At 73.0% G+C, this 24,042-nt stretch carries 18 protein-coding genes; 13 read left to right on the top strand and 5 right to left on the bottom strand.

Annotation, left to right across the window (positions count from 1 at the left end):
* Positions 1–40: 40 nt before the first annotated feature.
* From B446_RS13655 to B446_RS13640, 4 genes are all read right to left on the bottom strand, one after another.
* A complete protein-coding gene (locus B446_RS13655) occupies positions 41–1,363 on the bottom strand; it encodes a diacylglycerol kinase family protein (RefSeq protein WP_020940028.1) in 1,323 nt (440 codons plus the stop codon).
* A gap of 129 nt (positions 1,364–1,492) precedes the next feature.
* Positions 1,493–2,491 carry a YihY/virulence factor BrkB family protein gene (locus B446_RS13650; RefSeq protein ID WP_020940027.1) on the bottom strand — a complete coding sequence of 333 codons (999 nt, stop codon included), beginning with the start codon at positions 2,489–2,491 and terminating at the stop codon, positions 1,493–1,495.
* A 117-nt stretch (positions 2,492–2,608) separates the two neighbouring features.
* Positions 2,609–2,962: a DUF805 domain-containing protein gene (locus tag B446_RS13645; RefSeq protein WP_020940026.1), complete on the bottom strand. Its 354-nt coding sequence runs from the start codon at positions 2,960–2,962 to the stop codon at positions 2,609–2,611.
* Between the two features lie 92 nt (positions 2,963–3,054).
* On the bottom strand, positions 3,055–4,290 hold the full coding sequence (locus B446_RS13640; RefSeq protein WP_020940025.1) for an alpha/beta hydrolase family protein: 1,236 nt from the start codon (positions 4,288–4,290) through the stop codon (positions 3,055–3,057).
* Between the two features lie 165 nt (positions 4,291–4,455).
* Between B446_RS13640 and B446_RS13635 the strand changes: the two genes are divergently transcribed.
* From B446_RS13635 to B446_RS13590, 10 genes are all read left to right on the top strand, one after another.
* Positions 4,456–5,070, top strand: a complete 615-nt coding sequence (locus B446_RS13635; protein WP_020940024.1) for a hypothetical protein — start codon at positions 4,456–4,458, stop codon at positions 5,068–5,070.
* A gap of 53 nt (positions 5,071–5,123) precedes the next feature.
* On the top strand, positions 5,124–6,230 hold the full coding sequence (locus B446_RS13630; RefSeq protein ID WP_043475534.1) for a hypothetical protein: 1,107 nt from the start codon (positions 5,124–5,126) through the stop codon (positions 6,228–6,230).
* A 46-nt stretch (positions 6,231–6,276) separates the two neighbouring features.
* Positions 6,277–7,053: a TIGR03936 family radical SAM-associated protein gene (locus B446_RS13625; RefSeq protein ID WP_020940022.1), complete on the top strand. Its 777-nt coding sequence runs from the start codon at positions 6,277–6,279 to the stop codon at positions 7,051–7,053.
* Between the two features lie 262 nt (positions 7,054–7,315).
* Positions 7,316–11,710, top strand: coding sequence for an Rne/Rng family ribonuclease (locus tag B446_RS13620; protein ID WP_020940021.1), 4,395 nt, complete (start codon positions 7,316–7,318; stop codon positions 11,708–11,710).
* A 230-nt stretch (positions 11,711–11,940) separates the two neighbouring features.
* Positions 11,941–12,261 (top strand): 50S ribosomal protein L21, encoded by a 321-nt coding sequence (gene rplU, locus B446_RS13615; protein ID WP_007449531.1) that lies wholly within the window; start codon positions 11,941–11,943, stop codon positions 12,259–12,261.
* Positions 12,262–12,275: 14 nt separating this feature from the next.
* The gene (rpmA, locus tag B446_RS13610) at positions 12,276–12,530 is read left to right on the top strand and encodes a 50S ribosomal protein L27 (protein WP_020940020.1); all 255 of its coding nucleotides are present in this window, start codon (positions 12,276–12,278) and stop codon (positions 12,528–12,530) included.
* Positions 12,531–12,649: 119 nt separating this feature from the next.
* Entirely contained in the window at positions 12,650–14,098 is a 1,449-nt protein-coding gene (obgE, locus tag B446_RS13605) for a GTPase ObgE (RefSeq protein ID WP_020940019.1), read from the top strand.
* 407 nt (positions 14,099–14,505) lie between these two features.
* Positions 14,506–16,002 (top strand): bifunctional cytidylyltransferase/SDR family oxidoreductase, encoded by a 1,497-nt coding sequence (locus B446_RS13600; protein WP_043475532.1) that lies wholly within the window; start codon positions 14,506–14,508, stop codon positions 16,000–16,002.
* A 159-nt stretch (positions 16,003–16,161) separates the two neighbouring features.
* Positions 16,162–18,306: a CDP-glycerol glycerophosphotransferase family protein gene (locus B446_RS13595; RefSeq protein ID WP_234967489.1), complete on the top strand. Its 2,145-nt coding sequence runs from the start codon at positions 16,162–16,164 to the stop codon at positions 18,304–18,306.
* Between the two features lie 357 nt (positions 18,307–18,663).
* A complete protein-coding gene (locus B446_RS13590) occupies positions 18,664–19,878 on the top strand; it encodes a glycosyltransferase family 2 protein (protein ID WP_020940016.1) in 1,215 nt (404 codons plus the stop codon).
* A gap of 156 nt (positions 19,879–20,034) precedes the next feature.
* Here the strand turns inward: B446_RS13590 and B446_RS13585 are convergent, their stop codons facing one another.
* Positions 20,035–20,679, bottom strand: coding sequence for a hypothetical protein (locus tag B446_RS13585; protein ID WP_020940015.1), 645 nt, complete (start codon positions 20,677–20,679; stop codon positions 20,035–20,037).
* Between the two features lie 201 nt (positions 20,680–20,880).
* Between B446_RS13585 and proB the strand changes: the two genes are divergently transcribed.
* From proB to B446_RS13570, 3 genes are all read left to right on the top strand, one after another.
* The gene (gene proB / locus B446_RS13580) at positions 20,881–21,996 is read left to right on the top strand and encodes a glutamate 5-kinase (protein WP_020940014.1); all 1,116 of its coding nucleotides are present in this window, start codon (positions 20,881–20,883) and stop codon (positions 21,994–21,996) included.
* Between the two features lie 160 nt (positions 21,997–22,156).
* The gene (locus B446_RS13575) at positions 22,157–22,591 is read left to right on the top strand and encodes a hypothetical protein (protein WP_043478215.1); all 435 of its coding nucleotides are present in this window, start codon (positions 22,157–22,159) and stop codon (positions 22,589–22,591) included.
* Positions 22,592–22,716: 125 nt separating this feature from the next.
* Positions 22,717–24,003: a glutamate-5-semialdehyde dehydrogenase gene (locus tag B446_RS13570; protein ID WP_020940012.1), complete on the top strand. Its 1,287-nt coding sequence runs from the start codon at positions 22,717–22,719 to the stop codon at positions 24,001–24,003.
* The last annotated feature ends 39 nt before the right edge of the window (positions 24,004–24,042 follow it).

Here is a 24,042-nt window from a genome sequence, read left to right as displayed (position 1 = left end):
CGCTCCCGGCAGCCCGTCGGCCGACCGGCGCACGACGTGCCTAGGCAGCCGAGGCGCGTGCCTCCGTGCCGCCCAGGGCGAGTCGGGTCAATTCCGGCCAGTCGACCGGGGGGCCGCCGGAGGGGTGGCCGGGGCGGTCGCGCGGGACGCGGACGCGCAGCGCGCCCGGGGCGATGCGGCAGACGACGGGCGCGGGGAGGGTCACGTGCTCGCCGTCGATGCCGGCGGCCAGGGTGCCGTCGGCGCCGCCCGCCACGACGACCTCCCTGGCGGTCAGCCGGGTGAGACCGGGGGAGCGGTCCCCGCGCACCAGCCGCGCCGCCTGCGCCGTGTCGTCCACCCGTACGCACACCACGCCGAGCAGCCCCGACGACAGGCTCCGCCGCCGGCCGGGCCGGTTGGCGTCGACGGCGCGCAGATACGGGTTGTTGCTGACGAGCAGGGCCTGCAGCCCGTCCATGCGGCTGTCGCCGGCCCGCATCTCCAGGCGCGGCGCCCGCGGGCCCGTGAGCAGGACGGGCAGCGACCGGAACGCGGTCTGCAGCTTGTGGCCCCGGTAGTCGGGCTCGGCGACCACGGCCGCGTAGGTGCCGAACGAGGCGTTGTTGACGAAGGCCCGGCCGGCCGCGTACCCGAGGTCCACCCGGAACTCCACGCCGTCGGACAGGGCCCGGAGCGCGGTGGACGGGTCCCGGCGGTCCAGGCCGAGGTCCAGGGCGAAGTGGTTGCGGGTGCCCGCGGGGATCGCCAGGAAGGGCAGGCCGTTGTGCGCGGCCACCTCGGCGACCAGGGCCTGGGTGCCGTCGCCGCCGGCCACGCCCAGCAGGTCCGCCCCCTCGGCGACCGCGCGCCGGGCCAGGGCGGCCACGTCCTGGTGCGCCCCGGGTTCGAGCAGGACCACCTCGGCGCCCGCCGCCCGGGCCCGGTCCGCCAGGGCGAAGCGGTCCACCTTGCCGCCCCCGGAGAGCGGGTTCATCACGATCCACGGGTGGCGGGGCGCGGGTGCCGCGCGCCGCCACTGCCCGGTGACGTCGTCCTCGGGGACCAGCGCGGCGTGCCCCGCGACCTGGGCGACCAGCCACAGGACGAAGGCCGCCACGGCCGGCCACAGCATGCCGTACGAGGAGTACAGGCCGAGGACGGTGAGCGGAGCGGCCACGGACAGCAGCGCGCCGAGCAGCCGCAGCGGTCCGGTGTACGCGAGCGTCCACCACACGCCCACCGCCGTCAGCGCCACGCCCACGACCGCGAGCAGCAGCCAGAGCGCACTGCGCAGCCCGGCGGCGACGAGCGGCACCACGGCACTGCCCACCAGGGCCACCAGTGCCAGACGTGCCCACCAGGGACGGCGTTCGGGGGTCATCCTGCGTCTCGCCTCGTCTCGCCGCAGCGGCCCGGTGCCCGGCTCGTCCCGGGCGGCGGGGGGTCGGGTTCCAGCGTCCGCCCGGTGCCCGCAGCCGACCTCACCCGGCGGGGGTGACCCCGCGCCGGGTCATCCCGCTCCGTCCTCCTCGTCGGGCGGTTCGTCGGGCGGTTCGTCGGGCGGTTCACCGGGGCGATGGCGGCCCACCTGGCGGCGCACCTTGCGCCAGCGGGAGAGGCTCTGCTCGACCACGCTGTCCCACTGCCGGCGGACCTCGTCGTCGGGCGTGCGCTGCCCCTGGGCGATCCGCGTGAGCTCGTCGGCGACCTCCCGCCCCAGCGCGGCCGACCCGACGACGACGAGCATGACGCCGAAGAGCGCCGAGATCAGCGCGAAGACGGCGCCGACCACCCCGTAGCGCTCGGCGGAGGTGTTGAACAGGCGCGGGAGGTAGAGGGCGGTGCCCCAGGAGTAGAAGGCCGTGGCCACGGCCGCCGTGACACCGAAGGGGACGAGATCCTTCCAGCCGACCCGCCGGGCGGACAGCAGGTAACCGCTCCAGATCAGGAAGACGGCGGACAGCGGTGTCTCGCAGATCGTGGCCACGAGCCCGCGCCTGGTCTCGCCGAGCGCGGCGTACAGCCAGCCGGTCGCCAGCACGAACACGCCTCCGGACAGCAGCCACCACAGCCCGTTGCGGGTGTTGCGCACGCTGAGCGGCTTGAGCTCCCAGGCCTGCTCGAACAGGCGTTGCAGGGCGCGGGTGAAGCTCAGCGCGGAGATGACGAGGAACAGCACGCCGAACACGCCCACGCTGGTGCTGCTCTCGGCGGGCGAGAAGAGGGACCTCACCGCGTCGGCACCGGCTCCGCTGAGGCCGTACCGGGAGATGATCCGGTCCGCGGCGTCCGAGTTGGTGAGGCTGGACAGCACGGTGCCGCCGATGATCGCGACCGGCACCAGGGCGGTCAGTGAGCTGGAGGCCAGGGCCATCGAGCGGTCGAACCCCGCGATCCGCTGGAAGCGGGCGAAGCACCCCAGTGCGAAGGCGGGACGCAGCCAGAACGTGAGCGTTCTGGTCAGGCGCCGGCGACTTTTCTCCGCCGTCCTGCCCTCCTCGGGACGCACGATCGGGGCGGTCTGCCCGGAAGGTGACTTTAGCCGCCCCGAGTGCCGGTGCGCCGCCGCCGACACGGCGAAGGCCCGCCGGAGTGTCCGACGGGCCCTGCGGTGGCTGACGTCCGGTCAGGCGGCGGTCGCGTACTTGGGGTTGGCCCCGTACTCGTTCGCCTCGGCCTTGCCCTCGCCGGCGAGCCAGACGATCAGGATGATCGTGCCCACGAGCGGGATGAGGGAGATGAGGATCGCCCAGCCGGATCGGCCGGTGTCGTGCAGGCGCCGGACCGTGACGGCGAGACCCGGAATCAGGACGGCCAGGGCGTAGATGAGGCCCGGGATGCTCGAACCGATCGCGTTGTCGACGACGGTCAGCACGATGTTGATGATGAAGTTGAACAGGGCAAACATCCAGAATTCCTGTCGGCGCGCGCGCCCGCTGAAGACCGCGTACTTCTTCAGGACATCGACGTACCAGTTCATTCTCGTCCCCCCAGGGATGGTGATGTGCGTGACACCATCGAATCAGTCGCCATGACCGAAAGCCATCGGTCTGGCGTGCTCAGCTCAAGGCGTTACCTTGCTGGGGCCGTTCGGTGACAGAAACCGTCCAGCCAGTCGAAGACACGCTGCTCGAACAGGGCGCGGCCCATGGGTTCGCAGTGCCGGTGCGCCCCCTCGGCCTCGGTGAACCGCACCAGCCGCTTCGGTCCCGGGAGCAAGTCGTACAACTCCCGTGAGGCGCCCGGCCAGAAGTGCTCGCCGTCCGGGTCGGTGATCAGCAGCGGAGTCGTGATCCGGCCGGCGACGGGCGCCAGGTCGTACCGGCTCACCTCGGCCAGCAGCTCGGACGGTACGTCGATGCCGTACGGCTTGGCCCGCCAGCGCCAGGTCGCGGCGAGCGCCGGGTCCTCGGCGAAGGCGCCCTCCAGTACGCGGTCGAAGGTCTCCCGCTCGCCCGACTCCCACAGTCCGCGCAGCTCGGGCCCGAGGTTGTGCCACCAGCTGTCGACCACCCGCACCACCCCCGGGTCGGCGACCGCGGCGGCGATCCGGTGCTCGAAGGCCAGGGCGCGCGGCACCCAGTAGCCGGCCTGGCTGATACCGGCCAGCACGATCCGCGCGGGGTCGACCTCGGGGCGGGCGAGCAGGAAGTCCACGACCGGGGTGACGACGTTCTCCCAGTCGGGCCGGAAGGTCGTCCCGCGCTCGAACAGCGTCGACTGCTGGCCCGGGCCGTCGAACAGCAGGACGCGGTAGCCGCGGGCCACGGCCGGCGCACCGAGCATGGTCCAGGCGGTGCTGACCGGACCGTCGCTGCCGTTGTTGACGATCAGCGTGGGCGACCGGCCCGGCGTACCGGAGGCACCGGCGGCGGAGGGCGGGCTGATCAGATAGCCGGGCAGCGTCGTGTCCTCGTAGGGGATCGCCACCGGCTCGGCGGGCGGCCGCAGGGCACCCAGGAAGCGGTCGAAACAGGCCCGGTGCTCCGGGAACACCTCGGCCAGCCGCTTGTCCGGGTCCGCGACCGCGTCCACGCCGACGAGCGCGGTGCCCAGGTAGCCGGCGGCACGCAGCCAGGCGTCCCGGGCGCTCACCGCGTCCCCGCCCGCCGCGCAGCGGTCGGCCTGCTCCCGCACCCCGCGGCCCAGCGCGGCCCAGGCGTCGAACCACTCCTGCCCGCCGGCGTCCGCGACGGCGGCGGCCGTCGCCAGCACCTCGCCCACATCGGCGCCCTGCCGCCAGGCCGAGCCGAGGGCGACCGCGATCTCGTAGTCGAACTGGACGTTGTCGCTGAAACGGTGGGTCATGGCGGCTCCCGGACAGCCCGTGTCGGCATCCCTCCCGCACGTCACGACCGCTGCTCCCACGCTAGGACGGCGCCGTGCCGGCCGCACAGCGAGCGGCGTGCGGCCGGCGCCGGCCGACGGCACGATGGAGGGAGCGGGGGCGGCGGCACCCGACGGGAGGAACCCATGGCCCAGCAGACGGAGACGAAGGCACCGCCCCGCAAGCCCGTCGGCGCGGGCAGCGTGTTCTTCTCGTTCGCCCCCTGGATCATCTTCGGCGTCGTCGCAAGCCCCAGCACCTGGGAGTACGCGGCGCTCGCCGCGCTGATCGCCGCGATCGCGCTGTCCGGCAAGGACGTCCTGCGCGGGCGGATCTACCTCCTGGACATGGTCGGCATCGTCTTCTTCGCCGTCATCACCGTCCTCGCCCTCGCCCTGGACCGCTCGGAACTCGTGTGGCTGGAGACCTACGCCCAGGTCGTCTCCAACGCGGTGGTGGCCGCCGTGGCGCTCGGTTCGCTGCTCAAGGACCCCTTCACCGCCCAGTACGCCCGCGCGCAGACACCGCGCGCGTACTGGCACTCGCCCGTCTTCCTGCACATCAACCGGGTGCTGACCGCGGCCTGGGGCGTGGTCTTCGTCCTGATGGCCCTCTCGACGTACCTGGCCATCCGCGTCCCGTCCATGGACGACTGGCTCAACTGGGTCATTCCGGTCGTCCTGCTGGTCGCCGTCATCAAGTTCACCGAGCGCTACCCGGAGGCGTACAAGGCGCGCGTCACCCAGGGCGTCGAGACGTAGACGCGTCCGGACGTGGACGCATCCGTACGGCCGCCGCGGGCGTCTGACCGGGTATGGACCACGACAAGCCGCCCGCCCCGCCACGACGCCCCGAGGCACGACAGCCCGAGGGATGTCTCACCGTGGCGATCCGCCTTCCCGTGCGGATCGTCGTCCTCGTCCTGGTGCTTCCGGTGCGCATGGCCTGGGACGCGCTCGTCGTGTGCGGCCGCTTCCTGCGGGACACGGTGCTGCGGCCGGTGGGCCGCGCGCTGCTGTGGGCCGGGTGGGCGCTGCTGGTGTGGCCCTGGGTGACGCTGTGGCGCCATGTCCTCGTGCCCGTCGGGACGGCGCTCGGAGTGCTGGGCCACGTCCTCCTGGTCGTACCGCTGCGCTGGTTCCACGCGCGCGTGCTGACCCCCATGGGCCACGCCCTCGCCCGCGTGGCGCGAGCGGCCGGAGCGGGACTCGCGTGGCTGTACGCGCGCGTGCTCGCCCCGGTGGGCCGAGCGGTCGTCAGGGCGCTGGAAGGCGTCGGCCGCCTGCTCGCCGCGGCCGGGGCCGGTGTGTGGGCCGGCGCGGCCTGGCTGGCGCTTCACCTGGTCGTCGCCCCCGCGCGCGTGCTCCACGCCTGGGTCCTCGCGCCGGCCGGGCGGGCGCTGGCCCGGCTCGCCGCCGCCGTCGTCACCGGGGCCGGCGCCGTCCTGTACTGGACCGCCCGCGTGCTGCTCGTGCTGCCCGCCCTCGCCCTGTGGCGCTGGGTCCTCGTACCCACAGGCCGGGTCCTCGCCGTCGTCGCACGGGAGGTGGCGGAGGCCCTCGGGCACGCCTGGCGGGTGGCCGGCCGGATCTCGCGCGCCGCCGGACGGGTTCTGGCGACCCTCTTCCGGTGGATCTTCGTGGAGCCGTCGCGCTGGGTGTACCGCACGGTCCTCACCCCCGTCGGGCACGTCGTACGGGACCTCGTCCTGCGGCCGGCCGCCCGGGCCGCGCGCGCCGTGGGCCGCACCGCCCGGCAGGCGCTGGACGGTGCCCGCGACACCCTGCGGCAGGCGCGCGCCGACTTCCGGCGCCTGCTCGTGGGCGAGCCCCGGCCACGGAAGGCGGTGGACCGGCGGGAACCCACGGGCCGCGGGACACGTACTCTTGGTAGCAGTACGACCGCTCTCACGAAGGACTAGGACACTGGGCAAGCGACAGCCCGAAGGCCCGCCGCCCGCACCCGCGGTGCAGCGCATCCGACTGCGCTACACCAAGCGCGGCCGCCTCCGGTTCACCAGCCACCGAGACTTCCAGCGCGCCTTCGAGCGTGCGCTGCGCCGCGCCGAGGTGCCCATGGCGTACTCGGCGGGGTTCACGCCGCATCCGAAGGTGTCGTACGCCAATGCCGCACCCACCGGCACGGGCAGTGAGGCGGAGTACCTCGAGATCGCGCTGACCGCGTCGCGCGACCCCGAGCCGCTGCGCGTCCTCCTCGACGAGTCGCTGCCCACCGGGCTCGACATCGTCGACGCGGTCGAGGCACGGACCCCGGGCCTCGCCGACCGGCTCACGGCCTCCATGTGGGAGCTGCGGCTGGACGGCGTCGACCCGGCCGAGGCCGAGCGCGCGGTCGAGGCCTTCACCGGGGCCGACACCGTCGAGGTGCAGCGCATGACCAAGAACGGCGTCCGCACCTTCGACGCCCGCCCGGCCGTGGTCAGTCTGGAAACGCACGGTTCGCAGGCTGATAGGCCGACCGACCAGCCCTGTGCGATACTGCGGCTGGTTGTTCGGCACGTGACGCCTGCCGTACGACCCGACGACGTCCTGTCCGGTCTCCGCGCCGTGGCCGACCTGGCGCCGCCGGTCCCCGCAGCGGTGACCAGGCTGGCGCAGGGGCTGTTCGATGAAGAGACCGGCACGGTGACCGACCCGCTCGCGCCCGACCGCGAGGCAGCCGAGGCCCTGAAGGCCGTACCGGCTGCCGCCGCGACGGCGCCGACGCCGGAAGGTTCCGCGTAGGGACGGACGTCGTAGCGCCGCCCTCGGACTCGGGAGCCACCTGGGTCGGGCAGCGCACCGACCAGAAGACTTTCGCCAGGCCGTACCGACAAGGCGTACGGAACCGGCGAGACAGGACACAGAGTGCTCCCGTGCGGCGCCCGCGCCCCGGACGGCGGCCATCGCGCTTCGCGCGGGCCGCGGACGTCAACGGCGGACGGTCCATCGAGACCGCCGCCGGACCAGGCGCGGCGCCCGGGAGCCTGACGGGAGAAATGCCCGCATGCTCGAACCGACCGAACCCACCGAGGGTTCCGAACTGAACACGCCGAGCGACACCCTGCCCCCGCGCAGGCGTCGCCGTGCCGCCTCCCGCCCGGCGGGTCCGCCCTCCGGGGCCGAGGCGCCCGCCGAGGTGACCGCGCCGGCCATACCGGCAGCGGAGGCCGACGAGATCACCGAGGCCGAGGAGAAGGCCCGGGCCGAGGAGAAGGCCAAGGCCGAGAGCGGGGCCGTCGAGGAGCCCGCTCCCCCCACCCGTACGCGCCGCCGGGCCACCCGTCGCGTGTCCGCGCCGGCCGGTACCTCCGCTTCCGCCGAGGCCGCCGAGACCGTGGTGCCCGCCGCCGCGGGCGCCGGTGAGTCCGAGGCGGCCGTGGCGAGTGCCGGTGCCGACGGGACCGCCGAGGTCGCCGAAGAGGTCGCGCCTCGTCCCACCCGCCGCCGGGCCACGCGTCGCGCCTCCGCGCCGGCCGGTACCTCCGCTTCCGCCGAGGCCGCCGAGACCGTGGTGCCCGCCGCCGCGGGCGCCGGTGAGTCCGAGGCGGCCGTGGCGAGTGCCGGTGCCGACGGGACCGCCGAGGTCGCCGAAGAGGTCGCGCCTCGTCCCACCCGCCGCCGGGCCACCCGTCGCGCCTCCGCGCCCGCTGGTACCGCGTCCGCTTCCGCCGAGGCCGTGGTGCCCGCCGCCGACTCCGGTGCCGCCGCCGAGCAGCCGGCGGAGCAGCCGGAGGCCGCCCAGGCCGAGCCCGCCGCAGCGCCGCGCCGCCGCGCCTCCCGGCGCGCCTCCGCGCCCGCCGGTACGCCGAAGGCCACCGAGACCACCGAGGCCACCGGGCAGACGGTGACCGCCGCCGCGACGGCACCCGCCGCCGAGGCCCCGGCCGCCGCCGAAGCCGTGCCCGCCGCCGAGGCCGAGGCCGCACCCGCCGGCCGCACGCGCCGCCGCGCCGTCCGCCGGGCCGCCGCGCCCGCCGGCGCCCCGGAAGCCGCCGAGACCGCCGTGCCGGCCGAGACCACCGTCTCCGCCGACGCGGAGCCCGCCGCCGAGGCCGCGCCGCAGGAGCCCGCGCCCGCCGAGGCCGCGGAGGACGCGGCCCCGCGCCGCACCCGCCGCCGCGCCACCCGCCGGGTGACCGCGCCCGCCGAGGCCGCCGAGGCGCCCGCGGCCGCCGCCGAGGAGACCGAGATCGCCGAGCCCGTCACCGCCGCCGCCCAGCCCGCGGCCGCCGAGGCCCCCGCCGAGGAGGCGGCGCCGCGCCGTCGCCGCCGGGTGGTGCGCCAGGCCGCGACCGGGTTCTCCGCGCCCGCGCACACCGAGGCCGAGACCGAGTCCGACTCCCCGCGCCGCCCGTCCCGGCCCGCCGTGGCCGTGTTCCAGGCGCCGGTGTTCACCGAGCCGAGGTTCCAGACCCCCGAGCGTGCCGCCGCCCAGGCCGCCGCCGAGGCCGCCGGGACGGAGGAGTCCGAGGAGCTGGAGGAGGCCGTCACCGAGGACCACGCCGAGGAGCGCGCCGAGGCCGGCTCGCGCCGCCGCCGTCGCCGCCGTGGTGCCGCGGACGAGCCGCAGGCCGTCGCGCCCGCCGCCGAGGACGAGGAGCCGGAGGAGGCCGAGGAGGCCGAGGACCTCGCCGACGAGGACGGCGACGAGGCCGAGGGTGCCGAGGAGTCCGGCTCCCGCCGCCGTCGCCGCCGGGGCGGTCGCCGCCGTCGTCGTGGCGACGCCGCCGAGGGCGAGGCCGGCGAGGGCGCCGACGCCGACAGCGACGACCTGGCCGCCGAGCAGGCCGAGCAGGACGCCGAGGACACCGCCGAGCAGGAGGAAGAGGACGCCGAGGACGCGCACGGCGAGGCGGGCGGTTCCGCCTCCAGCCGTCGCCGTCGCCGTCGCCGCCGTCGTGCCGGGGACACCTCCGGTGACGCCGAGCCGGGCGAGGGCGACCCCGAGCGCACGGTCGTCAAGGTCCGCGAGCCCCGCAAGGCCAGCGAGCCCTCCGACGAGGTGCAGTCCATCAAGGGCTCGACCCGTCTGGAGGCCAAGAAGCAGCGCCGCCGGGAAGGCCGTGAGCAGGGCCGCCGCCGCGTCCCGATCATCACCGAGGCCGAGTTCCTGGCCCGCCGCGAGGCCGTCGAGCGCGTGATGGTCGTCCGCCAGCACGGCGAGCGCACCCAGATCGGCGTCCTCGAGGACGGCGTGCTCGTCGAGCACTACGTCAACAAGGAGCAGTCGACCTCGTACGTCGGCAACGTCTACCTGGGCAAGGTCCAGAACGTGCTGCCGTCGATGGAGGCCGCCTTCATCGACATCGGCAAGGGCCGCAACGCGGTCCTGTACGCCGGTGAGGTCAACTTCGAGGCGCTCGGCATGGCCAACGGGCCGCGCCGCATCGAGTCCGCCCTGAAGTCCGGCCAGCCCGTCCTCGTCCAGGTGACGAAGGACCCCATCGGGCACAAGGGCGCCCGTCTGACCAGCCAGGTCTCCCTCCCGGGCCGCTACCTCGTGTACGTCCCCGAGGGCTCCATGACCGGCATCAGCCGCAAGCTGCCCGACACCGAGCGGGCCCGGCTGAAGACCATCCTCAAGAAGATCGTCCCCGAGGACGCGGGCGTCATCGTGCGCACCGCCGCCGAGGGCGCGAGCGAGGAGGAGCTGCGCCGGGACGTCGAGCGGCTCCAGGGGCAGTGGGAGGACATCAAGAAGAAGGCGAAGAACGGCGGCTCCAGCGCGCCCTCGCTGCTCTACGGCGAGCCGGACATGACCGTCCGGGTCGTCCGCGACATCTTCAACGAGGACTTCTCCAAGGTCGTCGTGAGCGGTGACGACGCCTGGTCGACCATCCACGGCTACGTCTCGCACGTCGCGCCCGACCTCGCCGAGCGGCTGTCGAGGTGGACCTCCGAGGTCGACGTCTTCGCCACCTACCGGATCGACGAGCAGCTCGCCAAGGCCCTGGACCGCAAGGTCTGGCTGCCCAGCGGCGGTTCGCTGGTCATCGACCGGACCGAGGCGATGGTCGTCGTCGACGTCAACACCGGCAAGTTCACCGGCCAGGGCGGCAACCTCGAGGAGACCGTCACCAGGAACAACCTGGAGGCGGCCGAGGAGATCGTGCGCCAGCTGCGGCTGCGCGACCTCGGCGGCATCATCGTCATCGACTTCATCGACATGGTGCTGGAGTCCAACCGGGACCTCGTGCTGCGGCGCCTGCTGGAATGCCTGGGCCGCGACCGCACGAAGCACCAGGTCGCCGAGGTGACCTCGCTGGGTCTGGTCCAGATGACCCGCAAGCGCGTCGGCCAGGGCCTGCTGGAGTCCTTCTCCGAGACCTGCGTCCACTGCAACGGCCGCGGCGTCATCGTGCACATGGAGCAGCCGACCGCTGTCGGCGGCGGCGGTGGCGGTGGCGGCAAGCGCAAGAAGCGCGGCCGCGGCGGCGACGGCCAGGAGCACGTGCACGAGACCGCCGCCGTGGCGGTGGAGACCGGCGAGGCCGTCGAGCCCGAGGTGGAGACCGCCGTCGAGGTGGCCGCCGAGCTGGCCGAGCCCGTCGCCCTGCCCGGCCCGGACTTCGCGCCGGACGAGGAGCTGTACAGCAGCGTCGCCGAGGCGGAGGCGGCGGCCGGCCGTGGCCGCGGCCGCCGCCGTGCGAGCCGCCGTGCCTCGGCACCGGCCGGTGCGCCGAAGGCCGAGGGCCGCGCGTCCCGCCGGGCCGCCGAGCCCGCCGAGGCGCCCACGGCCCAGGCCGTGACGGCCGCCGAGGAGGCCGTCCGGCCCGTGCTGCCGGAGCCGGCCGCCGAGGCGCTGGCCGAGCCCGCCGCCGTCGAGGACGCGGTCGTCGAGGCGCCCGAGGCCGCCGAGGACGCGGCGCCCAAGGGCCGTACGCGTCGCCGTGCGACCCGCAAGGTGTCGGCGCCCGCCGGTTCCCCCGAGGGGGCCGCGCCGGCCGTGGTGACCGTGGCCGAGACCGCGCCCGCGGCCGAGGCCCCGGCGGAGCCGGCCGAGCCGGCGGCACCGGCCGCCGAGGCCGCCGCCGAGAGCGCCGCCCCCGCCCGCCCGCGCCGCCGCGCCGTGCGCAAGGCCACCGCGCCGACCGCGTCCGAGGAGACGGCCGTCGTGGTCGTCCCGTCGGCCGCGCCGGAGGAGGCCGCCGTGGAGACGGCCGAGCCGGTGGAGCAGGCGGAGCAGGCGGAGGAGGCGGTTCCGGCCAAGAAGGCGGCCCGCAAGACCGCTGCCAAGAAGGCCACCGCGAAGAAGGCGGCCGCCAAGAAGACCGCGGCCAAGAAGACGGCCGCCAAGAAGACGACGGCCAAGAAGGCGGCGAAGACCGCCAAGACGGCCGCCGCCAAGTCGACGGCGAAGAAGACCACCACGGTCCCGGCCGCCGCCGACGAGGGCTGACACACCCGGGACGGGGCCGGTCCACGTGACCGGCCCCACACCCCGCGGGGCCCGGTTTGACCCCCTCGGCCGTGGCCCCGTAACCTTGACCGTCGGCGTGTCGATCGACACGCCACATCCCCGTAAACCCAATTCCTCCCGGGCGCCATGCGGGCCGGGAGAGGTCACCCATGTTGTTGCTGGGCGGCTGGCCTGCGGGGGTGCCGTTCTCGAGCGAAAGAGAGATCCGCGTGTACGCCATCGTGCGCAGCGGTGGTCGCCAGCACAAGGTTGCTGTCGGCGACATCGTTGAGGTTGACAAGATTTCCACCGCCCAGGTTGGCGACACGGTCGAGCTCTCGACCCTGCTCGTTGTCGACGGCGACGCTGTGACCAGCGACCCGTGGGTGCTGGCCGGCATCAAGGTCCAGGCCGAGGTCGTGGACCACCACAAGGGCCAGAAGATCGACATTCTGCGCTACAAGAACAAGACCGGCTACCGCCGTCGTCAGGGCCACCGCCAGCAGTACACGGCGATCAAGGTCACTGAGATCCCCGCGGCTGCGAAGTAAGGGACTGAGAACAGATGGCACACAAGAAGGGCGCATCGTCCACCCGGAACGGTCGCGACTCCAACGCCCAGCGGCTCGGCGTGAAGCGCTTCGGCGGTCAGGTCGTCAACGCGGGTGAGATCCTGGTCCGCCAGCGCGGTACCCACTTCCACCCGGGCGCCGGCGTCGGCCGTGGCGGCGACGACACGCTGTTCGCCCTGCAGCCGGGTGCGGTGGAGTTCGGCACCCACCGCGGCCGCAAGGTCGTGAACATCGTTCCGGTCGCCTGAATCCCCTGATTCAGCACCGAACGCTTGCGTGAGGCGGACCTCACTTCCCGGTCGGGAAGGCGGGTCCGCCTTTCGCTTGTTGACACCCAGACATACCCGTACTTCCTGGAGGCACCGAAATGACCACCTTCGTGGACCGCGTCGAGCTGCACGTCGCCGCGGGTAACGGAGGCCACGGCTGTGCCTCCGTCCACCGTGAGAAGTTCAAGCCGCTCGGCGGCCCCGACGGCGGCAACGGCGGCCGTGGCGGTGACGTCATCCTGACCGTGGACCAGTCGGTGACCACGCTGCTGGACTACCACCACTCCCCGCACCGCAAGGCCACCAACGGCAAGCCCGGCGAGGGCGGCAACCGCTCCGGCAAGGACGGCCAGGACCTCGTCCTGCCGGTGCCGGACGGCACGGTCGTCCTGGACAAGGCGGGCAACGTGCTCGCCGACCTGGTCGGCCACGGCACCTCGTACGTCGCCGCACAGGGCGGCCGGGGCGGCCTCGGCAACGCGGCGCTGGCGAGCGCCCGCCGCAAGGCGCCCGGTTTCGCGCTGCTCGGCGTGCCCGGCGACCTCCAGGACGTCGTCCTGGAGCTGAAGACCGTCGCCGACGTGGCCCTGGTGGGCTACCCGAGCGCCGGCAAGTCCTCGCTGATCTCCGTGCTCAGCGCGGCCAAGCCGAAGATCGCCGACTACCCGTTCACCACCCTGGTCCCCAACCTGGGCGTGGTGACCGCCGGTTCGACCGTCTACACCATCGCCGACGTGCCCGGTCTGATCCCGGGCGCCAGCCAGGGCCGCGGCCTGGGCCTGGAGTTCCTGCGGCACGTGGAGCGGTGCAGCGTGCTGGTGCACGTGCTGGACACCGCGACCCTGGAGTCCGACCGTGACCCGGTCTCCGACCTCGACATCATCGAGGAGGAGCTGCGCCAGTACGGCGGCCTGGACAACCGGCCCCGGATCGTGGTCCTGAACAAGGTCGACGTGCCGGACGGCAAGGACCTCGCCGAGATGGTCCGCCCCGACCTGGAGGCGCGTGGCTACCGCGTCTTCGAGGTGTCGGCGGTGGCCCACATCGGGCTGCGGGAGCTGACCTTCGCCCTCGGTGAGCTGGTCGCGAACGCGCGTGCCGCCAAGCCCAAGGAGGAGGCGACGCGCATCGTCATCCGGCCCAAGGCCGTGGACGACACGGGCTTCACGGTCACCCGCGAGGAGGTCGGCGGCGAGCCGCTGTTCCGGGTGCGCGGCGAGAAGCCGGAGCGCTGGGTGCGGCAGACCGACTTCAACAACGACGAGGCCGTCGGCTACCTCGCCGACCGCCTGAACCGCCTCGGGGTCGAGGAGCAGCTGATGAAGGCGGGCGCCCGCAACGGCGACGGCGTCGCCATCGGACCCGAGGAGAACGCGGTCGTCTTCGACTGGGAGCCCACCGTCATGGCCGGCGCGGAGATGCTCGGCCGCCGCGGTGAGGACCACCGCTTCGACGCGCCCCGGCCCGCGACCCAGCGCCGGCGCGACAAGCAGGCGGAGCGGGACGAGGCGCTCAACGAGTTCGGCGACTTCGACCCGTTCCAGTAGAACCGCCGTGACTGCGTGAATCAGGTGTGAAAACAGTGAGCGGCCCGGGTGCTAATGCACTTCCGGGCCGCTCTCGTGTTTCCGGTCGGGCCGTTCGGCGCGTGGGGGCTCGTAAAGCGGGTAATGGCGGTGGCGCATTTACCGGCAATGGGTTCCCGGCGGCGCGGGCCGCCGCAGGCGGGCCGCAACGTCCCTGCCGGGGCGCCCGGGCACCGAGCACTCGGCACCTGTGGACTTACTCACAACAATTTCACGGTCGTTCAGGGAACCCCTCGCCCAAGGGCCAGGTGTGCAAGGTGAATGACAGGTGAAGCCCACATATGTAAGGGACGTCTCTCACCTTGCACTGCGCTTACCCGAAGTGGGACGATTTCACGGTTCCCTGTCGCCCCAAGGTAGGTCAGCCTGTGTCAGAGCACATAGCCCAGCCCCGAACCACCGCAGTGATCCTGGCCGGTGGCACCGGTCAGCGGGTGGGTCTGTCGATCCCCAAGCAGCTGCTGAAGATCGCCGGCAAGGCAGTCATCGAGCACACCCTGACCACCTTCGAGAACGCCGACTCGATCGACGACATCATCGTGCTGATGGCGCCCGGCTACGTGCCCGACATCGAGAAGATCGTCGCCAGGGCCGGGTTCACCAAGGTCAAGAAGATCATCGAGGGCGGCTCGACACGGAACGAGACCACCGAGCGCGCCATCTCGGCCCTCGGTGAGGGACTGGCCGAGGGCGAGGACCTCAACGTCCTCTTCCACGACGCCGTCCGCCCCCTGCTCTCGCAGCGCGTCATCGACGACTGCGTGACCGCGCTGGAGCGCTACCAGGCGGTGGACGTCGCCATCCCGTCCGCGGACACCATCATCGTCACGCGCACGCACGGCGAGGACGGCGAGTTCATCACCGAGATCCCGGACCGCTCCCGGCTGCGCCGCGGCCAGACCCCGCAGGCCTTCAAGCTGTCCACCGTCCGCCGCGCCTACGAGGTGGCCGCCGGCGACCCCAACTTCCAGGCCACGGACGACTGCTCGGTCGTGCTCAAGTACCTGCCGGACGTGCCGATCCACGTCGTCGCGGGTGACGAGTACAACATGAAGGTGACCCAGCCGGTCGACGTCTTCATCGCCGACAAGCTCTTCCAGCTCGCCTCCACCGCGGCGCCCGAGCAGAACGGCGACGAGGACTACCGCGAGCTGCTCACCGGCAAGACCGTCGTGGTCTTCGGCGGGTCGTACGGCATCGGCAAGGACATCGCCGAACTCGCCGGGTCCTACGGCGCCACGGTCTACCCGCTGGGCCGCTCCACCACCGGCACCCACGTGGAGAACCCGGAGGAGGTCGACGACGCGCTGTCCAAGGCGTACGCGGAGACCGGCCGGATCGACTACGTCGTCAACACCGCGGGCGTGCTGCGCATCGGCAAGCTCGCCGAGACCGACAACGCCACCATCGAGGAGGCGCTGAAGGTCAACTACCTGGCGCCGGTGCAGATCGCCCGCTCCTCCTACAAGTACCTGGCCGAGTCCAAGGGCCAGCTGCTGCTCTACACCTCCAGCAGCTACACCCGCGGCCGCGCCGAGTACAGCCTCTACTCCTCCACCAAGGCCGCCATGGTGAACCTCACCCAGGCGCTGTCCGACGAGTGGGCCGCCGAGGGCATCCGGGTCAACTGCATCAACCCCGAGCGCACCGCGACCCCGATGCGCACCAAGGCGTTCGGCCAGGAGCCGGCGGGCTCCCTGCTCTCCTCCGAGGCCGTCGCCCGCACCTCCCTCGACGTGCTGCTGTCGGAGCTGACCGGTCACGTCATCGACGTCCGCCAGCAGGACCCGACGGCCGGCGCCGCCAAGGCCTCCGGCTTCGAGCAGGCCCTCGCTTCCGTCCTGGACCGCCAGGACGGCGTGTAATAATCGGGTAATTAGTTTCATGGAATTCAGGCCTCTCCGGGTACCCGCGTGACGGGTATTCGCAGGGGCCTGAACCGTAGGCGCGAATTGTCGATTAACTCCGCACCCCTGGCAATTCTGAACAAAACCGGCACTCCCCCTCCCAGAGCAGGTTTCTCCGTGATATCCACCGCTATTCGCGTCGCCCGGGTGGGCAGCGCGGCCGAGCTGGCCGCGGCGGCCCTCATGATCCTGGGCTTCCCGGTGCTCATGCTGGCCGCGCTCGTCCCGAGCGTTCCCGCCTTCGCGGCCGCGGCCGCCGTGACGTACCTGGCGGACCACTATCTCCACCGCAGGAACAGCTACCTGATCAACCGCCTCAGCAAGGTCCGGGCGGGCCTGTCGATCCGGTTCCTGATCCGGCAGCTGCTGCTGATCCTGCTGCTGGCCCGGTTGTCCCTCGCGGACGACCTGATCTTCTACGGCGCGGTCGCCTGCTTCATCGCCTTCTACGGGCTCCAGGCCCCGCACGGCGCCCTGGTCACCCTGATCCGCAACCGCCGCCGGATGCCGGTCGCCACCCGCAACATCGACCTCAAGTCGCGCATCCGCATCCCGGACGCCCCGCCGCGCGTGCTGCTGCACCGCTCCGCGGAGAAGATCCTGCACCTCGACCTGTTCGCGGTCGTCGGCATCCTCGTCTCGGCGGCGCTCGACGACTCCGCCGTCGGGTTCGGGGGCATCGGCCTCACCATCGCCCTGGGCTGCCTGTACGTCGTCGGGCTCGTGCCGTACGTGCGCGGCGCGAAGACCCCGCCGAGGACCGAGGCGGTGCTCGCCGCCGTCGACGACTGGCTGGCCGCCTACCGGCCGGAGACGGTCCTGTACTTCTCCGGCTCCAGGGACTCCGCGTACCAGGTCAACATGTGGCTGGAGACGATGGAGCAGCTGGACACCCGGCCGCTGATCATCCTGCGCGAGCGCGGCATCCTGAACAACCTCGCGCCCACCACGGTCCCCGTCGTCTGCGTGCCCGGAGGGGTGCACCTGATGAACATGGACCTCTCGACCGTGCGTGTCGCCCTGTACGCGGCCAACGTCGGCAAGAACATCCACCTGCTGCGCGTGCCCACCATGAAGCACGTCTTCATCGGCCACGGCGACAGCGACAAGCTGGCCAGCGTCAACCCGTACAGCAAGGTGTACGACGAGGTGTGGACCGCGGGCCGCGCGGGCCGCGACCGCTACGCCATCGCCGACGTCGGCGTCCGCGACGACGACATCGTTGAGGTCGGCCGGCCGCAGCTCGCCCCCATCCAGAGCTGGCAGGGCGTGCCCGACGGACGCGTCCCGACCGTGCTCTACGCGCCGACCTGGGAGGGCTGGGACGGCAACCCCGGCAACACCTCGATCGTGCTGGCCGGCGAGAACATCGTGAAGAAGCTGGTCACGGCCGACCCGCCGGTCCGCGTCCTGTACAAGCCGCACCCCTTCACCGGCACCGTCAGCGCCGAGGCCGGCGCCGCGCACCGGCGCATCACCGCCCTCATCGAGAAGGCGGCCGCCGAGCGCGCCGCCGACGCCCGCTTCACCGCCGACACCGCCGCCCAGACCGCGGCCGGGGCGGAGCTCGACCGCGTCCAGGCCCGGCTCGCCGAGCTGGCCGCGGCCGCCGGGGACAAGGGCGACGAGGCCGAGGCCACCCGTGACGGGATCGTCGACGTCCAGCGGCACGAGGAGATCGCCCGGCTGCGCGCCGAGTGGAACGACGCCTACTGGCGCTCCTTCCCCTCGTACGAGCACCGGGTGATCACAGGCGCCCAGCCCCGCCTGTACGACTGCTTCAACGTCTCGGACGGCATGGTCTCCGACATCTCCTCCGTGGTCTCGGATTTCATCGCGAGCGGTAAGCCGTACGCGGTCACCGACTCCGCCGAACTCGGCGTGGAGGAGTTCAAGCGGCAGAACACCGCGGTCCGCGCCGCGACCATCCTGTCCAACAGCGCCGCCGAGCTGGGCGCGCTGCTGGACGCCGTGCGCGACCCGTCCGCCGATCCGCTGGCGGAGGACCGCGGCGAGCTGAAGCGCTACCTGCTGGGCCCGGACGAGCCGGCCTCGATCGACCAGTTCAACGCCGCGGTGGCCCACCTGGCCATGAAGGCCGATGCCCGCAACGTGGGCCAGGAGTCCCGGACGGGCGCGGCCAACGCCGACCCCGCCGAGGCGGCCGAGCTGACCAGCGCGCTGCCGGGCCAGCGGGGCGCGTCCGCCGCTGAGACGGACGGCGTGGCCGCCGGTGAGACGGACGGCGTGGCCGCCGGCTGACGCGGACACCCGCCGCAGCGAACGGGGCCGGCCCCCGGGAGAGATCCCGGGGGCCGGCCCCGTGCGCGTGCCCGCGGCCGTTCAGGTTTCTTACCGCCCTCTCTTACCGCGGCGGCGGCCCGCGGCTGAGCAACTCTTACGGGCCGTGCGTACTGTCCGGTGGCGGCGGCCGGCGGTACCGGCAGCCGCCCGCACCCCCCGGATCAATGTGACGTACCCCACTCACCATCGGGCGTCAGGCAACCGCCTCGGCGGGGGACCCGTCTAACAAGGTGAGATTGAGCAGTTACGGGTGGAATGTTCCGTCGTCCCCGCCGGTTCTGTCGGCAAAGGGGGCAAGGGTGACAAGGGGGAAACGTGACCGTCGAGACGCAGCCTGATGTCAGCGTGATCATCGGGGCGTACGAGGCGATGCCCTACCTGGTCGAGTGCCTGGCGTCCGTAGAGGCGCAGACCATCGACCCGGCCCGTATGGAGGTCATCGCCGTCGACGACGGCTCCACGGACGGCACGGGGGAGTACCTGGAGGAGTTCGCGGCCCGTGTCCCCATGCCGGTCACCGTCATCCGGCAGGACAACTCCGGCGGCCCCAGCGGCCCGCGCAACGTCGGCCTCGACAAGGCGGCCGGACGCTACGTCTTCTTCCTCGACGCCGACGACCGGCTCGGCCCCGAGGCCCTGGAGCGCATGGTCGCCATGGCCGACCGGAACGGCACCGACGTCGTGCTCGGCCGGGTCGAGGGCATCAACCGCGTCCCCCCGAAGTCCATGTGGGGCAAGTCGCTCGACCGGACCGACGTCCACTCCTCCAACATCAAGTTCACGCTGAGCGCGCAGAAACTCTTCCGCCGCGCCCTGCTGGACCGGCACGGCATGCGCTTCGACGAGTCCCTGTGGACCGGCGAGGACGCGCTCTTCACCATGGAGGCGTACCTGCGGGCCGACGGCGTCTCCGTGCTCGCCGACTACACCTGCTACTACCTGGTGGGCCGCGAGGACGGCAAGCACGTGACGAAGAGCGGCGGCTACACGCTCCGCTTCGACTCCGCGCGCGCCCTGATGCGGCTGATCGCCGACATGGTCCCGGCGGGCGCCCGGCGCGACAGCCTCATGGTCCGGCCCTTCCTCATCACCCTGCTGCCGCAGTTCGGGCCGAAGTTCCTCAAGGACGCCGAGGACGTCCGCCGGCACAAGCTCGAACTGGCCAAGCCGCTGATGGACGCCTACTGGACGCCCGAGGTGGCCCGCCGGCTCCGGGTGCACGAACGGCTGCGGCTGCACCTGGTCGCCCGGCAGCGCGCCGATCTGCTGGTCGACGTCGTGGAGTTCGTGAAGGCGAAGAAGCAGGCCGCGGCCGTCCTGGAACGGCGCGGGACCCGGCTGTACCTCGTCTACCCGCACTTCCGCTCGGCCGCGGCCGGCGTCCCCGACCACGTCTACCTCGCCGAACCCCGCGAGGCCCGCGCCTTCGACGGCTACCGGGAGGCCGCCGCCAACTCCTTCCTGCGCAGGGCGCTGCGCAAGGTCCGGCGGATGCTGCCGAGCGCGGGCTTCGGCACGGCGGCGGCCTGAACGGCGGCGCCCGCGGCGGCTACGGGCGGCCCGACTGCAGCGCCCGGCCCACCAGCCGGCGGGCCCGCCGGTAGACGGAGGACGCGGGGGCGGGCACCGTGCCCTGCACCTTCCTGGACCGGGCCAGCTCCCGCCGCAACCGGGTGTTGTCCTGGCTCAGTTCGCTGACCCGCGCCGGTTCGTCGGGTTCCTGGACCGGAACGGGCTGCGGAACACCTTCACGCACGGCGACGGCGGTGCGGCCTTCGAGCAGCGTCTGGCGTCGAAGCGCTCGCGGTGGTTCCCGGTCAGCCCGCCGAAGTCGGCCTGCTCGTACAGCCGCGCCGCGATGTTGCCGTGGATGCGCGAGCCGAAGGAGAAGTCGAAGGGCCGCAGCTCGTCGATCCAGGTGACCGGGTCGACGTACACACGCACCTTGTCCTCCCGGTACATCGGGTGGTCCGGATGCGTCGGCATCGCCGTCACCAGGGCGTTCGGGTCGCTGAGGTCCCGCCAGTGCAGCTGCCGCGCGTCGCTGAGGTTCTGTCCCACGAAGCGCAGGTTCGGGTACCGCTCGCACCCGCTTGCGGACGTCGAGGGTGCTGCCGTACAGGAACAGCGACGGGCGATCTGCCGCAGCCGCGCCGGGTCGTGGCTCACCCCGGTCTGCGCGCCGACGCCGAGCACCACGACCGGGATCCGCAGCCGTGTGATCAGCCGGGTGAGGCGCTTCAGGGCGTTCTCGAAGGAGGGCCGGAAGGCGTTGGCGAGCGGGACGACGAACGCGTCGAACTCCGCGTTGATCCGTGCCGCGGCGGCCACCTCGGTGCGCCCGCCGCTGGAGACAACCTCGGTACCCGGTGTCTCCAGGATCTTGTGAGCCGCGTGACCGGACGGCTACGCACCGGCCGTCCGGAGGCTGGACCGGTGCGCACCTCCCGGCCCCCTTCGCGTAGATTGCCGCACAGGCAGCCGGAACCGCGCGAGGGGACAGCAGGCAAGGTGGCAAGGGCAAGGCAGGCCGTGGGCGAGGCCCGCAGGATCGTCGTCAAGGTGGGCTCCTCGTCGCTGACCACCGCCGCCGGCGGCCTGGACGCCGACCGCGTCGACGCGCTGGTCGACGTCCTGGCCAGGAGCCGCGGCGGCGGGGAGCGCGAGGTCGTCCTCGTCTCCTCCGGAGCCATCGCCGCCGGCCTGGCCCCGCTCGGCCTGCGCCGCCGCCCCAAGGACCTGGCCCGCCAGCAGGCCGCCGCCAGCGTCGGCCAGGGCCTGCTCGTCGCCCGCTACACCGCCTCCTTCGCCCGCTACGGCGTCCGCGTCGGCCAGGTGCTGCTCACCAGCGACGACATGAGCCGCCGAGCCCACCACCGCAACGCCTCCCGCACCCTGGACAAGCTGCTGGCCATGGGCGCCTTCCCGATCGTCAACGAGAACGACACCGTCGCCACCGACGAGATCCGCTTCGGCGACAACGACCGCCTGGCCGCGCTCGTCGCCCACCTCGTCCACGCCGACCTGCTCGTGCTCCTCTCCGACGTCGACGGCGTCTACGACGGCGACCCCGGCAGGCCGGGCACCTCGCGGATAGCCGAGGTGCGCGGCCCCGCCGACCTCGCCGAGGTCGAGATCGGCAGCGCCGGCAAGGCGGGCGTCGGCACCGGCGGCATGGTCACCAAGGTCGAGGCCGCCGGGATCGCCGCGGCCGCCGGCATCCCGGTGGTGCTGACCAGTGCCGTGCACGCCGCCGAGGCCCTGGCCGGCGGCGACACCGGTACCTACTTCCACCCCACCGGCAAACGCTCGGCTGACCGGCTGCTGTGGCTGCAGCACGCCTCCACCCCGCAGGGCTCCCTTACCCTGGACGACGGCGCCGTCCGCGCGGTCGTCGAGCGGCGCACGTCCCTGCTGCCCGCCGGAATCGCCGCCGTCGAGGGCGAGTTCAGCGCCGGCGACCCCGTGGAGCTGCGCGACGGCAGCGGACGCGCGGTCGCCCGCGGACTCGTCAACTTCGACGCCAAGGAGATCCCCCAGCTGATCGGCCGCTCCACCCGGGAGCTGGCGCGCGAGCTGGGCCCCGCGTACGAACGCGAGGTCGTACACAGGGACGACCTGGTGCTGCTGCACTCGCAACACTCGTAAAACCGCCGGTAAAACGGGACGTAAGGACCGCCCCCGCTGGGGGACGTTCCGTAAAACCGCCACGCGGAGCCCTGCGGCCTGCTCAACTTTGTCTCAGAGGCAGTCGAAGGGACAGGTTCCGACAGGTTCCGTCGAGGGGCACAGCGTGAAGGAGGCCGTCGTGAGACGAGTGCGCCCTGGGGCGGCGTCCCGCGGTGCTCTGACGAGCGTCGCCGCCGGGGACACCTACCAGGACTACGAGGAGCCCAAGGACCTGCCCCGCCTGTGGCACGTCACCCTCAGCGTCTCCGGCGACAAGGTCCCGCTGCCGGACCTGCGACGCGCGCTCGAACAGCTCGCCCACGACCACCCCTTCCTGCTGACCAGCAGATACGCGAGCGACCACGCCGAGATCCGGTACTGGGAGGAGGCCCGCGACCTGCACGACGCGGCCGCCGTCGCCCTGCGCCTGTGGGGCGAGCACCGGCAGACCGCGGGGCTGCCGGCCTGGGAGATCGTCGGCCTGGAGGTCATCGACCGGGAGACCTACCACCAGCGGATCGCCGAGGGGTACGGACCGGCGCCCGCCACCCCGGTCGGCGTCCACCCCTTCTGACGCCCCACCCCGTCCCGTCCCGGGGCCGGCCCGCGCCACGAGCGTCCCTTTTCACCCGTCTTCCACCCGTCTCGCGGTGTGGGACGACCGCTGAACGGCCCCGCACCGCGCACTACCCTTCCCCCATGACCACGCTCTCGCCGTACGACTCCATGTCCCCGGTCACCCAGGCCGCCTACCGGGCCAGGGCCGCCGCCGCCGACCTCGCGCCGCTCCCGCGCGCCGCCAAGGACGACGCGCTGCTCGCGGTGGCCGACGCCCTGGAGGTCCGCACCGGCGAGATCGTCGAGGCCAACGCCGAGGACGTGGCCAGGGCCAGGGAGAACGGCACCAGCGAGGCCATCGTCGACCGGCTCACCCTCACCCCCGAACGGGTCCGGGCCATCGCCTCCGACGTCCGTGACGTCGCGAAGCTGCCCGATCCGGTCGGCGAGGTCGTCCGCGGCTCCACCCTGCCCAACGGCATCGACCTGCGCCAGGTCCGCGTGCCGCTCGGCGTGGTCGGCATCGTCTACGAGGCCCGCCCCAACGTCACCGTCGACGCCGCCGCCCTCTGCCTGAAGTCCGGCAACGCCGTCCTGCTGCGCGGCTCCGCCTCCGCCTACGCGTCCAACACCGCCCTGGTCCGGGTCGTCCGGGACGCCGTCGGCGGCGCCGGACTGCCCGCCGACGCCGTCCAGCTCGTGCCCGGCGAGAGCCGCGAATCCGTGCGCGAACTGATGCGCGCCCGCGGGCTCGTCGACGTGCTGATCCCGCGCGGCGGCGCCTCCCTGATCCGGACCGTGGTCAGCGAGTCCACCGTCCCCGTCATCGAGACCGGCACCGGCAACTGCCACGTCTACGTCGACGCCCAGGCCGACATCGACATGGCGATCGACATCCTGATCAACTCCAAGGCCCACCGGGTCAGCGTCTGCAACGCCGCCGAGACCCTCCTGGTCCACCAGGACATCGCCCCCGCGTTCCTGCCGCGCGCCCTCGACGCCCTCGCCGAGGCCGGGGTCACCGTCCACGCCGACGAGCGGGTGCTCGCCCTCGCCGAGGGCTCCAAGGCCACCGTCGTCGAGGCCACCCCCGAGGACTGGGAGACGGAGTACCTCTCGTACGACATCGCCGCCGCCGTCGTGGACTCCCTCGACAAGGCCGTCGAGCACATCCGGCTGTGGACCTCCGGCCACACCGAGGCCATCGTCACCACCTCCCAGCAGGCGGCCCGCCGCTTCACCCAGCTGGTCGACTCCACCACCGTCGCCGTGAACGCCTCCACCCGCTTCACCGACGGCGGCCAGTTCGGCTTCGGCGCCGAGATCGGCATCTCCACCCAGAAGCTGCACGCCCGCGGCCCCATGGGCCTTCCGGAGCTGACCAGCACCAAGTACATCGTCACCGGCGACGGTCACGTGCGCCGCTGACGGACCGGCGCGAAGCCGTCTCGGCAGCCGGACGAATCT

Origin of the sequence: Streptomyces collinus Tu 365 (assembly GCF_000444875.1) — a bacterium.
Lineage (GTDB): Bacteria > Actinomycetota > Actinomycetes > Streptomycetales > Streptomycetaceae > Streptomyces > Streptomyces collinus_A.
This window is presented reverse-complemented; position numbering and strand designations above follow the sequence as displayed.

Coding starts and splice junctions, on each gene's coding strand:
- B446_RS13655 (WP_020940028.1), bottom strand. CDS start 1,363: ATGACCCCCGAACGCCGTCCCTGGTGGGCACGTCTGGCACTGGTGGCC.
- B446_RS13645 (WP_020940026.1), bottom strand. CDS start 2,962: ATGAACTGGTACGTCGATGTCCTGAAGAAGTACGCGGTCTTCAGCGGG.
- B446_RS13640 (WP_020940025.1), bottom strand. CDS start 4,290: ATGACCCACCGTTTCAGCGACAACGTCCAGTTCGACTACGAGATCGCG.
- B446_RS13635 (WP_020940024.1), top strand. CDS start 4,456: ATGGCCCAGCAGACGGAGACGAAGGCACCGCCCCGCAAGCCCGTCGGC.
- B446_RS13630 (WP_043475534.1), top strand. CDS start 5,124: ATGGACCACGACAAGCCGCCCGCCCCGCCACGACGCCCCGAGGCACGA.
- B446_RS13620 (WP_020940021.1), top strand. CDS start 7,316: ATGCTCGAACCGACCGAACCCACCGAGGGTTCCGAACTGAACACGCCG.
- rpmA (WP_020940020.1), top strand. CDS start 12,276: ATGGCACACAAGAAGGGCGCATCGTCCACCCGGAACGGTCGCGACTCC.
- obgE (WP_020940019.1), top strand. CDS start 12,650: ATGACCACCTTCGTGGACCGCGTCGAGCTGCACGTCGCCGCGGGTAAC.
- B446_RS13570 (WP_020940012.1), top strand. CDS start 22,717: ATGACCACGCTCTCGCCGTACGACTCCATGTCCCCGGTCACCCAGGCC.